Origin of the sequence: Lentibacter algarum (assembly GCF_040580765.1) — a bacterium.
GTDB lineage: Bacteria > Pseudomonadota > Alphaproteobacteria > Rhodobacterales > Rhodobacteraceae > Lentibacter > Lentibacter algarum.
In genome coordinates, this window is sequence record NZ_CP158687.1 from 530114 (window position 1) to 542540 (window position 12427).

9 protein-coding genes are annotated in these 12427 nt (G+C 56.4%); 7 read left to right on the top strand and 2 right to left on the bottom strand.

Annotation, left to right across the window (positions count from 1 at the left end):
* Positions 1-3: 3 nt before the first annotated feature.
* Positions 4-2910: a DUF2339 domain-containing protein gene (locus tag DSM117340_RS02635; RefSeq protein ID WP_089887630.1), complete on the top strand. Its 2907-nt coding sequence runs from the start codon at positions 4-6 to the stop codon at positions 2908-2910.
* 112 nt (positions 2911-3022) lie between these two features.
* On the opposite strand, the gene DSM117340_RS02640 is transcribed toward DSM117340_RS02635, so the two are convergent.
* Positions 3023-3430, bottom strand: a complete 408-nt coding sequence (locus DSM117340_RS02640; RefSeq protein WP_089887632.1) for a group III truncated hemoglobin — start codon at positions 3428-3430, stop codon at positions 3023-3025.
* A 258-nt stretch (positions 3431-3688) separates the two neighbouring features.
* Between DSM117340_RS02640 and ileS the strand changes: the two genes are divergently transcribed.
* From ileS to DSM117340_RS02655, 3 genes are read left to right on the top strand one after another with little or no spacing between them, the layout of a single operon-like run.
* Positions 3689-6595: an isoleucine--tRNA ligase gene (gene ileS, locus DSM117340_RS02645; RefSeq protein WP_089887634.1), complete on the top strand. Its 2907-nt coding sequence runs from the start codon at positions 3689-3691 to the stop codon at positions 6593-6595.
* Positions 6596-6623: 28 nt separating this feature from the next.
* Positions 6624-7460, top strand: coding sequence for a DMT family transporter (locus tag DSM117340_RS02650; RefSeq protein WP_271437355.1), 837 nt, complete (start codon positions 6624-6626; stop codon positions 7458-7460).
* Positions 7457-7906 carry a methylated-DNA--[protein]-cysteine S-methyltransferase gene (locus tag DSM117340_RS02655; protein ID WP_089887638.1) on the top strand — a complete coding sequence of 150 codons (450 nt, stop codon included), beginning with the start codon at positions 7457-7459 and terminating at the stop codon, positions 7904-7906. The genes DSM117340_RS02650 and DSM117340_RS02655 overlap by 4 nt, the downstream gene beginning before the upstream one ends.
* 45 nt (positions 7907-7951) lie before the next feature.
* On the opposite strand, the gene DSM117340_RS02660 is transcribed toward DSM117340_RS02655, so the two are convergent.
* Positions 7952-9826 (bottom strand): FAD-dependent monooxygenase, encoded by a 1875-nt coding sequence (locus DSM117340_RS02660; protein ID WP_089887640.1) that lies wholly within the window; start codon positions 9824-9826, stop codon positions 7952-7954.
* A gap of 109 nt (positions 9827-9935) precedes the next feature.
* Between DSM117340_RS02660 and DSM117340_RS02665 the strand changes: the two genes are divergently transcribed.
* The 3 genes from DSM117340_RS02665 to DSM117340_RS02675 all read left to right on the top strand — a co-directional run bounded on the left by DSM117340_RS02665 (position 9936) and on the right by DSM117340_RS02675 (position 12347).
* On the top strand, positions 9936-10364 hold the full coding sequence (locus DSM117340_RS02665) for a MarR family transcriptional regulator (RefSeq protein WP_245724341.1): 429 nt from the start codon (positions 9936-9938) through the stop codon (positions 10362-10364).
* A gap of 188 nt (positions 10365-10552) precedes the next feature.
* Complete coding sequence (locus tag DSM117340_RS02670; protein WP_089887643.1) at positions 10553-11041, top strand: Lrp/AsnC family transcriptional regulator; 489 nt, start codon at positions 10553-10555, stop codon at positions 11039-11041.
* A gap of 163 nt (positions 11042-11204) precedes the next feature.
* Positions 11205-12347 carry a glycine cleavage T C-terminal barrel domain-containing protein gene (locus tag DSM117340_RS02675; protein ID WP_354689847.1) on the top strand — a complete coding sequence of 381 codons (1143 nt, stop codon included), beginning with the start codon at positions 11205-11207 and terminating at the stop codon, positions 12345-12347.
* Positions 12348-12427 lie beyond the last annotated feature (80 nt).

The window sequence follows — 12427 nt, forward strand, 5'->3', positions numbered from 1 at the left end:
GCCATGGACGGTCTTCTTATCTTATTGGCAATTGCCTTTTTGGGTCTTGTTTTACTTGGAATTCCTGTGGCGCTTGTGCGGCAAGGCAGCTTGCAGCGCCAGATCAGGGATTTGCAGAAAGACCTTGGCGTGCTGGCGCAGGAGCTTCGTGATTTGAAGCGAGACGGTCTGAGACCTGCGAAAACGCCTGTGACGGAGCTTGCGTCTGAACCCAATGCGCACCAAACCACGACATCTGAGCCCGTGACGGCAAGTGCCACACCCGCGCGAGCGCAATCCGCGGCGGCAGCCAGCGTTCAAGATAAGGCGGCGCGCAGCTTTGTGCCCCCAGTTGTGCGCAGACCTGTGTCTGCGGCACCCACAGAGCCAAAAGCCTTTGTCTTTACAGAGGGCAAACTGGAGGCCCTCACGGATTGGCTCAAGGTCAATTGGGTCTTGGCGATTGCGGCGGCCTCACTTGGGTTTGCGGGTATTTTCATGGTTCAATACGGGATCGAGCATGGTGTGCTAAGCCCGTTCTGGCGGGTTATGGCTGCTTTCGGCTTTGGTGGTGCTCTGGTGGCGGCGGGCGAATATGTGCGCCGTAGGCATGGTGATGAGGGCGAGGACGCGATGCGCCATGTGCCGTCTGTTCTGTCTGGCGCGGGGGTGATTACGCTTTTTGCGGGGGTGCTCTCGGCGCGGCTGATGTATGGGCTGATCGGCGCAAATATGGCGCTTGTGGGCCTTGTGGCTGTATCTGTGTTCGCTATGGTGTTGGGCTGGTTTTATGGGCCTGTGTTGGCGGCGATCGGGATTATTGGCGCGATGGCTGCGCCTTTTATTTTGAGCACGGGGGCAGGGGCGCCACCTGAGCTTTACTATTATTTTGTGCTCGTGATTTTGATGGCGCTTGGCATTGATACGGTAAAGCGCTGGGCGTGGATTTCTGTGCTTGGGCTGGTGCTTGGGCTTGCTGCGGTCTGGCTTTTGTATGCCGCCGATACGGGCGATTTTGCCTTTGCGGCGTCGATCATGATTGTGACGTTGGCGAGCATGACTATCCCTGTGCGCAGCCTTGTCCCGAACCATGATGGCGCGGCTTTGAGCGAGATGTTGAGCACCAGCCCGCGCTTCGCGGGGTTTCCGACTCGGCTTGCGGGCGGTGTTGTGGCTGTGGCCACGCTGGCGGGGCTTTCGATTGTGACGGGTGGCAACACGACCGCAGATGTCTGGTTGGGCTTTGGGATGTTGCTCATGCTCTTTGTGGCTGTTGCGATCTGGGCGGAGGGCGCGCGTGCGCTTTATGATCTTGTTGTCTTGCCTGCGGGTGCGCTTTTGCTGGCGCTTTTGCTGCACGGCATGGACGGTGGCGCGCTTGTGCAGGAGCTTATGCGCGGCGTGAGCACCGACCCCGAAGTGAGCGCGCCGAGCATGGGCTGGCTTGTTTATAGTCTTGTGGCGATTGGTGCGTTTGTCTCGCTTGTGGCGTTTTGGCGTATGACGCGGGCGAGCGGCGAGGCCAAAGGCAACGCGGCGCTGATCTGGGGGCTGGGCGCGGCTGTGTTTGGGCCGGCTGTGTTTCTTATTTTGGAGTTTGTGTGGCCTGTGAGCCGCGTGATTGGCGACTATCCCTGGGCGCTGACGGCAGTGGCGCTGGCGGCGTTTATGACCTTTCTAGCCGAGCGCTGTGCAAGGGCGGGTGATGGTGACGGGCTTTGGAAGGCCCGCACGGGGCTGTTTGCCCTCGCGGCGCTGACGCTTATGGCCATCGCACTGTTTCTGATCTTGACCAAGACGGCGCTGTCGCTGGCGCTGGCGTTGATGATCCTTTTAATCGTGCTGGCGGACCGCAAGCTTGATCTGCCGCTTCTGGGCTGGTTTGTGCAGATTGGTGTTGCGGTGATCACTTACCGCCTGATCGCCGATCCGGGTATTTACTGGGCCGTGGACGTGGCCAGCGCTTTTGATGTCTTTGTGGCCTATGCGGGGGTGCTGGCGCTTCTGGCGGCGGCTTGGCGGTTTGGCGGCAATGAGGCGGCGCGGATGCCTGCCAAAGTGGCGGTGGACTCCGCGCTTTGGCTGATCGCTTTGGCTGGTGTGGCTGTGGCGTTGATGCGGGTGTTTGACGATGATCTTTTCAGTCACTGGGGTCTTGGGCTCTGGGCTGTCATCTGGGGCGGCGCAGCTTTGGCGCAGCTCTATCGGCTTGATGCGACGCGCTCCGGGCTGTTGCGCTGGATGCGCTATGTTTTGATGGCGCTTTTTGGTGGCATGGCAGCGCTCTGCCTTGTGGCGCAATTCGCTTTTGCGAACCCGCTCCTTGGTGGGCTTTTCAGCCGCGAACTTGTGCGTGGGCTGTATCTTTTTGATACTCTGATGGTGGCGTATGTGCCTGTGGCGATGATGTTTGCCTTTGCGGCTTGGAAACTGGCTGAACGTTTGATTGTGCGACAGGCGGGCTATGGGCTGGCGGGACTTTATGGCGCGACCTATCTGATTTATGAGACGCGGCGGCTGTTTCGGGGAGATGACCTTTCGGTCGGCGGTGTCACGGACGGGGAGCTTTATGCCTATACGGTCTCGATGTTGGTCACATCGATTGTGCTGTTGCTTCTGGCTTATAAACAGAGGTCTGTCAGTCTGCGCAAGCTTGCGATGGCGGGTGTGGGGCTGACCATTGCCAAGGTGTTTTTGGTTGATATGTCTGGGCTTTCAGGGCTGACGCGGGTCTTCTCGTTTATGGGGTTGGGGCTGGCTTTGCTTGGGCTGACTTGGCTCAACCGTAAACTTTCCGATGGTTGGCACGATGGCGCTCCTGTTGTGTCCGCGCCTGTAGAGCCTGAGCCCGAGCCAGAGGTGGTGGTGAACACTGATCCAAAGACCAAGCCGAAGCGGAAAGCCAAGCCAGTGAGGCCTAAGGTAGACTAGGGTTTGCGCTTTGGTGGGGCCAAGGCGTGGTAGAGCGAGAGGGGCATGCCCCTCTTGCGCTCTCTGCGGGATATTTTGGGAAAGAGGAAGAGTTGGCCAGCTGAAGATTGGCTCAGGAAAAGATGGGCACGGACCCTTTGGGCTTGTCGCGGTCTTCGACGCCGAGACGCAACCCGCGACCTATACGGTGTGCAAGAGCCGAGAAAGAGGCGGCGGGGGCTGGTGCGAGCGTTTTGACGAGGACCTCGTCAAAGAGTGCGAGCCATATTTCAAAGTGGTGTGCGCGTATTTCGGCCACGCCCATATGGGTCATCATGGGATTGCCTGAATAGCTGTCTTCATGGAGAATCGCTTTTTTCCAGAAACGGGCGATTTTGGCTTCGTGCTCGGGCCAGTCGGTCACATGCGCGGCAAAGATCGGCCCGAGCGCTGCGTCCGCGCGGATGAGTCTGTAAAAGCGGCGCATCACAGTGTCGATGTCGTCTGACGTGATGGCAAAGCGCGGGGCGATCTGTGACATGGTGTGGCCTTGGGTTGGGTAAGGCTATGGTCTGCCCAATGGGGACTGGGCACGAGGGGGCAGATTGTCGCTGGTGATGGAGGCTATGGACGGTGGCGAAAGAGCGGCTTATAACGCGGTTTATGACAGAGATTGCCCTGATCATTATACGAATTATTTGCCCGACGCTCTGAGCAAGAGCCGTCGGGAAAAGGCGCTTGGGGAGCCCACGCCGACACGCCACACACCCTTGAAAATCTGATCCGAAGGACGCCTGATATGTGCGCCGACACGCCTGACTATAAAGACACGCTCAATCTACCTGAAACCGACTTTCCGATGCGCGCGGGACTCCCAAAGCGCGAGCCCGAGTGGCTGGCCCGCTGGGCTGAGATCGGCGTTTATGACCGGCTGCGCGAAAAGGGCGCAGAGCGTGAGCCGTTTATCCTGCATGATGGCCCTCCTTATGCGAACGGGCATTTGCACATTGGTCATGCGCTCAACAAAACCATCAAGGATATGATTGTGCGGTCCCATCAGATGATGGGGCATGATGCGCGCTATGTGCCTGGCTGGGACTGTCACGGGCTTCCCATCGAGTGGAAGATCGAGGAGCAGTATCGCAAGAAGGGCAAGAACAAGGACGATGTGAATATCGTTGATTTCCGTCAGGAGTGCCGCAAGTTTGCAGAAGGCTGGGTGGATATCCAGCGTGAAGAGTTCAAGCGCCTCGGCATCACGGGGAATTGGGCCGATCCTTATTTGACGATGGATTATCATGCCGAGCGGGTGATTGCGGAAGAGTTCATGAAGTTCCTCATGAACGGCACGCTCTATCAGGGCAGTAAGCCTGTGATGTGGAGTCCTGTGGAGCAGACCGCGCTGGCGGAGGCCGAAGTCGAGTATCACGACAAGGAGAGCTTTACTGTTTGGGTGAAGTTCAAGGTTGTTGGCGGAGCCGATCTTGAGGGTGCGAAAGTTGTGATCTGGACAACGACGCCTTGGACCATGCCAAGCAACAAGGCTGTGGTCTACGGTGCAGGGATTTCTTACGGGCTTTACGAGGTTACGGGCACGCCTGATGAGTGCTGGGCCGATGTGGGCGAACGGTTCTTGCTGGCCGACAACCTTGCGGGCGACGTCTTTGCTAAGGCGCGGCTGGACGAGGGGATGTGGAACCGTGTGCGCGATGTTACCTCCGAGGAACTTGCGGGCTTGAGCCTTTTGCATCCGCTCGCGGGCGCTGAAGGCGGCGAGGGCTATTGGGACCAACCGCGTGATTTCCGTGCAGCGGAGTTTGTGACCGATACGGAAGGCACGGGCTTTGTGCATTGTGCGCCGTCTCACGGCATGGAAGAATTTGAGCTTTATCGCGACTTGGGGATGCTCGAAGAGGTCATCACCTATAACGTTCTGGATGATGGCGGCTTTCGGGCTGATCTGCCGTTTTTTGGTGGGAAGTATATCCTCAACCGCAAGGGCGGCGAAGGCGACGCGAACAAGGCTGTGATCGACAAGCTTGTTGAAGTGGGCGGTTTGCTCGCGCGTGGAAAGATCAAGCACAGCTATCCGCACAGCTGGCGCTCTAAAGCGCCGATCATTTACCGCAACACGCCACAGTGGTTTGCGTCTGTTGACCGCGCCGTCGGCGACGGGCAGGACGCGATGGGCAAGTCGATCCGTGAGCGGGCGCTTAACTCTATTGACCAGCTCGTCAAATGGACGCCGCAGACGGGGCGCAACCGTCTCTACAGCATGATCGAAGCGCGGCCTGATTGGGTCTTGTCCCGCCAGCGCGCTTGGGGGGTTCCGCTGACGTGCTTTACCAAGAAGGGCTTGCTGCCCACTGATGAGGGCTTCCTTTTGCGCGACCCTGAGGTCAATGCGCGGATCGCGGCGGCCTTTGAGGACGAGGGCGCGGACTGCTGGTATCTGGACGGTGCGAAAGAGCGCTTCTTGGGCGCAGGTTATAACGCGGACGAGTGGGAGCAGGTCTATGATGTGCTTGACGTCTGGTTTGACTCTGGCTCAACACACGCATTTGTCTTGCGTGATAGAGAAGACGGCGCTGCGGACGGGATTGCCGACGTTTATATGGAAGGGACCGACCAGCACCGTGGCTGGTTCCATTCCTCCCTGTTGCAAGCCTGTGGCACATTGGGACGCGCGCCTTACCGAAACGTTGTGACACACGGGTTTACGCTGGATGAGAAGGGCATGAAGATGTCCAAGTCACTTGGCAATACCATCGTTCCTGAAGAGATCATCAAGCAATATGGCGCGGATATTCTGCGGCTTTGGGTGGCTCAGACAGATTATACTGCCGATCAACGGATCGGGCCTGAAATCCTTAAGGGGGTGGCGGACAGCTACCGACGCCTGCGCAATACGATGCGCTATATGTTGGGGGCATTGTCGCACTTCAAGGAAGACGAGCGGGTGCAGCCTGCGGATATGCCAGAGCTTGAGCGCTATGTCTTGCACCGTCTGGCGGAGCTCGACGGACAAGTGAAAGCGGGCTACCGCGCGTTTGATTTCCAAGGGGTTTTCTCTGCGGTGTTCAACTTCTGCACTGTCGAGCTTTCGGCGTTTTACTTCGATATTCGCAAGGACACGCTTTATTGCGATGGTGACAGCCTGCGCGCGCGCTCGGCACGTACGGTTATGGACCTTCTGTTTGAGCGTTTGACCACATGGCTTGCGCCTGTGCTTGTGTTCACGATGGAAGATGTCTGGCTGTCACGCTTCCCTGACAGCGAAGGCTCTGTGCATCTCACAGATATGCCGGAGACGCCGATGGCGTGGATGGACGAGGCTTTGGCGAAGAAGTGGAGCCACGTGCGTCGCGCGCGGCGTGTCGTCAATGCTGCGCTGGAAGTGCAGCGGGCTGACAAGGTGATTGGTGCGTCTTTGGAAGCGGCTCCGATTGTTTATGTGCAGGATGCAGACATGCTGGCGGCGCTGAAGTCGGTTCCGTTTGAGGATATTTGTATCACGTCCGCTGTCTCGCTCACCGACAATCCGATCTCTGATCAGGCGTTCCGCTTGCCTGAGATCGAGGGGATTGGTGTTGAGTTTGAAAAAGCTGAAGGCGCAAAGTGCGAGCGCTGCTGGAAGATCCTGCCAGATGTGGGCACGCATAAACATGCGGGTACATGTCAGCGCTGCAGCGAGGCGCTGGGGTGATTTGGCGCTGCGCTGAGGGGGCTTACGCGTGAGCCTGACGGTCTTTCTGGCTGTCCTTGGCGCAGCACTTTTACATGCGACTTGGAACGCGCTCATCAAGACGGGTGCGTCCAAGATTGCCTCGATGTTTATCCTGACTTTGGTGCAGGGGATTGCTGGCTTTTGCATTGCTTTGAGCCAGCCTTGGCCCGAGGCGCATATCTGGCTGTGGCTGGGCGCATCTGGGCTGTTTCATGCGGGCTACAAGCTTTTCCTCGCCTTTGCCTATGAACAGGGTGACTTAAGCCGCGTTTATCCGATTGCGCGGGGTGCTGCACCGATGATCGTTACGCTGGTCTCGGCTTTGCTTCTGATTGATGTGATCCAGCCAGGTGAATACGGCGCGATTGCCCTTCTGGGTCTTGGGATTGCGCTGATGGCGCGGGGCGCGTTTGCCCATGGCGAAAGCCGCAAGCTTGTGCCGCTGGCGCTGGGCTCGGCCTGCATGACAGCTGGATATTCGCTTGTGGACGGGCTGGGCGCGCGCGAGGCGGGCAATGCTGTGATGTATGTCGGCTGGCTTTTTGCGCTGGATGCAGCCCTTTTCACCCCGCTTATTCTTACGTTGCGAGGCCGTGTGGCCTTGCGGGCCAGTGGCAAAGACTGGGGCGTTGGGGCGTTGGCGGCAAGTGCTTCTTACGGCGCCTACGCAATCGCCGTTTGGGCCATGACGGTTGCGCCGATTGCTTTGGTGACGGCGCTCAGAGAGACTTCAATTTTGTTTGCTGTGCTCATTGGCTGGCTGGTGTTTGGCGATAGGATGGACCGTGGCAAAGCTGTTGCGGCCTGTCTGATTGTCGCGGGTGTGGTTTTGACGCGGCTATGAAACGCTCGCTAGACACACCGACAGGCACAGTGACGCTCTCTGAAGAGGGTGGAGCGCTTGTGGCGCTGGAGTGGGGCGGAGGCTTTGAGGACAGCAGTGATCTGCTCCGTGAGGCAGAGCGCCAGATTGCGGCGTATTTTGCCGGGGAGCTACGTGCCTTTGAGCTTTCGGTGAGTGTGCGCGGCTCGCAGTTTCAGCAAGATGTCTGTGCCGTGATGGGGCAAATCCCTTTTGGTGAGACTGTGACTTATGGCGAGATTGCAAAGCAGCTGGGCGTGCCTGCACAAGCTGTCGGGCAGGCCTGTGGTGGCAACCCACTGCCGCTTGTTATCCCGTGCCACCGTGTGCTTGGCGCGCAGGGGCTTGGCGGATTTTCTGGGGGTGTCGGGGTTGAAACCAAGGTTTGGCTGTTGAAGCATGAGGGGGCGGCGGGGCTGTTGATTTGAGGTCGCTCTGCGGGGGAGCGATCCTGATTGCACCTTCCTTGGCTGTTACGTTGAAATCATGAACTCATCGAAATAGCGCTCAAGCCCTGAGTGATCCTCTAGCGGTTGGATTTTGGCGATGAATTGATCTGGGCGCACAATGACGATCGCTCCGCTTTGGCGGTCGATGCCTCGCTGATCAAAAATATCAGGGCCAGATTTATGGTTGGGGCAAAACGCCTTTTCATAATCCAGCAGGCCATAACGTCCCTTGGCGGGAAGTAATAAGTGGGGTAGCGCTTCTAGCGCAATTTCCCTGTGGGAGGATTGGAATACGGCGCGCACATCAATAACGGCGTCGATATTGCTGCCACTTGGTGTGTACTTTGTGACAGGACTTCTCGGGTCTTGTTCTAGATAGTGGCAGAGCGACGCGATGCGACCCCCAGATTGCCCATTGTCGCCTGCGCCCGCAAAAGCGATCAGCCGCCAGCGTCCGTCCGCCTTTATAGTGTGGCCAAGCTCCATTGGCTTTCCATCACCCAAGCGAACCACTGGCGCGGAATGGAAGCGCATCCCGACTTTCATCCCAGCAGCCAAATGCTGAAACTCATCGCTCGCTGTGATCAGGGACGGATCGTAACGCGTTTCAACACCAGCGGTGTAGCGCCCGTGTTTCTTGAAGTAGCTTTGGAACTGTTCGGCCTCAATTTCGTTCTTTGGTTTGACGCTGAAAAGGCGGGCCATGTCACGATCGAAGTCGATCAACTCCTTGGCTTTTGCGCAGCGTTCTTCGGAGTATGTGTGAAGCAGGGACGGGGCGGCCTGTTTGCGCAGAACCGCTGCAAGCTTCCAGCCAAGATTAAATGTGTCGGCCATAGACACGTTCATACCCTGTCCTGCCTTTGGACTGTGGGTGTGGCAGGCGTCACCTGCAATGAAAACACGGGGGGTGCGGAATGAACGCTCGGTGTCTGGCACATCGTCAAAGGCGTCACAAACGCGCTGACCTATCTCATAGGCCGACCACCATGCGACCTCTTTTACGTCCAATGTATAGGGGGCTAGGATGTCGCCAGCCTTTGCAATGAGCATCTCGGAGGTGACGCCGCGATCTGCCGCTCTTTCGTCTCCTTGGAGTGTGTCCAGCTCGATGTACAAGCGGACCAAATACCCGCCTTCGCGCGGAATGATCAGGATGCTGCCTTGATCTGCTGATTGTATAGCTGCTTTCAGGCGAATGTCTGGGAAATCAGTGATCGCGAGGATGTCCATCACCCCCCAAAGCTGGCGCGCGGCTTCTCCCTTTAGGTCATGGCCCATCGCCTTGCGCACTTTGCTGCGTGCGCCATCGCAGCCAACAACGTAACGCGCGCGGATGATTTCGGTTTCGCCATTCGGGCCACGAAATGTTGCAGTGGTTGGGTAATCTGCGCCGGGATCGGTTGTGAGGCCAATCAGCTCACGACTGTAATCTGGTTCAAGCCGGCTGGCCGAATTGCGCATGATTTCAAGGTAGAAGTCATGCACCCGTGCCTGACTGAGAATGACATGAGGCATTTCGGACAGATCGTCCTCGACGTCCTGAATGCGGTCGGCGCGACGCAATCCTGTGCCGTTTTCGTTGGGCCGCCAGAAGGCGACTTCGTTCACCCAATAAGCTTCTTTCAAGACTTTTTCTGCGAAGCCAAAAGCCTCGAACATCTCGACCGATCGACACGCTATTCCATCTGCCTGACCAATCTCTAGCGGGCCAGATTTGCTCTCAAAAATGCGGGTCGAGATATCAGGAAATTGCGCGAGTTGTGCGGCGAGCGTCAAGCCAGCGGGACCACATCCTACGATTAGAACATCGACAGCATCTGTGGCGCCATGGATTGCTCCAGACGGCTGGCTGATTGCTGGATCGCCCGTGGAGACTCTGTCTAGATGATATTGCATTTCATTCCGCGCCATAATTAGTATGTATGCTTACTATTTATCGGAAGATATGGTATTGTGTCAATATAATAAGTATACATACTTTTAGACCCAGAGAGTGAGGCACACCTTGGACCTTTCCAACTTACCAGGCCACCTGATCAGGAAGCTGCACCAACAGTCCACGTCTGTGTTTCAGGACCGAATGAAAGCGGGCGGTTTTGATCTTACGTCAGTTCAATTTGCAGCGCTGAACACGTTGGATACGAATGAAGGTTTGGATCAGGCGACCGTTGCACAACGTATAGCTTATGACCGTGCGACCATCGGTGCAGTGATCAAGCGTTTGGAGCAGAAGGGGCTTGTTGTGCGGCGGCGTGACCAAGCCGATCGTCGTGCCTTCAAGCTTGAACTTACAGAACAGGGGAAAGCGCTTCTGGAGGAACTGCGGCCAATCGTGTTGACACTCCAAGCTAATATTTTGCCAACCCTTTCAGAGCTTGAACAAGCGACGCTCTTGGAGCTTATGGCAAAGGCGCTAAAATCAAAGGCTGTGTAGGAGCCTTTTTTAAATGGTATGGGCCTCGAAGGGCTAGGCTGTTTTGACAGCCACATTGGCGGGATCATGAAACAATTGGTCGGAAAACTAGATGCAAAATCCCGCTGCAAAGGTCTAAATCAGTCAACTCGGTCAAAGCTGGGTCACTTTAAAGGATGTTTTTCGCTTTAGCGAAACCATTGATTGCTATGAAAAAAAATGGGCTTGATGCCACCGATATTCGTATCCTCAGCGCAGTTCAGCAGCATGGGCAGCTGAGCAAAACACGGCTGGCCGAGCTTGTTAACCTCTCTTCCACACCGTGCTGGGCACGTCTGGATCGGCTAAAGGCGGCGGGCTATATTCGCGGCTATCATGCTGAGCTGGCTTTGGAGCGGATTATTGATTTTACAGAGGTTGTGGTGACCGTATCTCTTGGTTCACATCGCAAGGCCGAGTTTGACCGGTTTGAGAACCATATCCATAAACTTGATGAAGTTACCGATTGCATCGCGACTGGTGGTGGCATGGATTACGTTCTCAAAACAGTGACGCCCAGTCTGGCCGCGTTTCAGCGACTGATGGAGGAGATGCTCTCTGCTGATCTCGCGATCGAACGCTACATGACGTATATTGCGACTCGTCAGGTCAAACGAAGCCAGCCAAATTTGGCTAAATTGACCGCAAAAAGCGAGTGAACGCATATAGAGACTGAATGGTCTTCTGTAGGCCTGATATTAGGTCTGATTGGCCTGATCTTGGGGCATTATCAGACCACATATTTCTAAAACTTCAGACTAAATCGCCGTCAGGTTTGAAACTAGATTGGCCTGTCAGGCCACCTGCTATGAGGGCGAAAATATGACACAAGCAGACGACTTTGGCTTCGGCACACAAATCCGTAAATCACCCTACTTTGAAGCAACAGTTCGCTGGGGCGCAAAGGCCTTTTCTGTTTATAACCATATGTATATCCCGCGTGATTTTGGCGACCCCGAGCAAAACTTCTGGAACCTCGTGAACGAAGCCATCTTGTGTGATGTCGCCGTGGAGCGTCAGGTTGAGATCACTGGGCCTGACGCTGCCAAATTTGTACAAATGCTCACGCCGCGCAATCTGTCCAAGATGGCTGTAGGCCAATGCAAATATATCCTGATCACCAATGCAGATGGCGGTATTTTGAACGACCCGATCTTGTTGCGTCTCGCTGAGAACCATTTTTGGATTTCGTTGGCGGATAGCGACATTCTGCTTTGGGCGCAGGGGGTTGCTGTGCATTCGGGAATGGATGTCCAGATTGGAGAGCCTGATGTCTCACCGCTTCAGCTTCAGGGGCCGAATTCGGGCTTGATCATGAAAGAGCTGTTCGGCGAGAGCATCATGGATCTGAAGTATTACTGGCTGCGCGAAGTCGACTTGGACGGGATTCCGCTCATCGTGTCACGCACGGGCTGGTCAAGTGAGCTGGGGTATGAGCTCTACCTGCGCGACGGCAGCCAAGGTGATGCGCTTTGGGAGCGGATCATGGCCGCAGGCCAGGCACATGGCCTCAAACCAGGGCACACCTCCTCGATCCGCCGGATCGAAGGCGGGATGTTGTCCTATCATGCAGATGCAGACATTGGCACAAACCCCTACGAGCTTGGTTTTGATCGTCTTGTGAACCTCGACATGGAGGCCGACTTTATCGGTAAGGCTGCATTGCGCCGCATCAGCGAAGAGGGCCCCAAGCGCAAGCAAGTGGGACTGGTGATCGAGTGCGACCCGCTGAAAGGCCCGAACACAAGGTTCTGGACCATCAATCAAGGTGGAAACGAGATCGGCAAAGTCACATCCGCGGTCTATTCTCCTCGCCTTGAGAAAAATATCGCTTTGGCGATGGTTGTGGCGGATGCAGCCGTGCTGGGAGCCAGTGTCGAGGTTGTCACTCAGTCCGGCCCTGTAACGGCGACAGTTGTTGAACGCCCGTTCTATGACCCCAAAAAGCAGATCGCAGCGGGCTGAGGCCTGCGTATCTTTAGCAGCGCGCTCCCTTGGAAGAATGTGCGCGCTGCTCTTTTCTCAAACTTTATCAGAGACTTGAA

What these genes read in the sequence shown, in the direction of transcription:
- DSM117340_RS02635 (WP_089887630.1), top strand. Translation starts at nt 4, where the DNA reads ATGGACGGTCTTCTTATCTTATTGGCAATTGCCTTTTTGGGTCTTGTT.
- DSM117340_RS02640 (WP_089887632.1), bottom strand. Translation starts at nt 3,430, where the DNA reads ATGTCACAGATCGCCCCGCGCTTTGCCATCACGTCAGACGACATCGAC.
- ileS (WP_089887634.1), top strand. Translation starts at nt 3,689, where the DNA reads ATGTGCGCCGACACGCCTGACTATAAAGACACGCTCAATCTACCTGAA.
- DSM117340_RS02655 (WP_089887638.1), top strand. Translation starts at nt 7,457, where the DNA reads ATGAAACGCTCGCTAGACACACCGACAGGCACAGTGACGCTCTCTGAA.
- DSM117340_RS02660 (WP_089887640.1), bottom strand. Translation starts at nt 9,826, where the DNA reads ATGCAATATCATCTAGACAGAGTCTCCACGGGCGATCCAGCAATCAGC.
- DSM117340_RS02670 (WP_089887643.1), top strand. Translation starts at nt 10,553, where the DNA reads ATGAAAAAAAATGGGCTTGATGCCACCGATATTCGTATCCTCAGCGCA.
- DSM117340_RS02675 (WP_354689847.1), top strand. Translation starts at nt 11,205, where the DNA reads ATGACACAAGCAGACGACTTTGGCTTCGGCACACAAATCCGTAAATCA.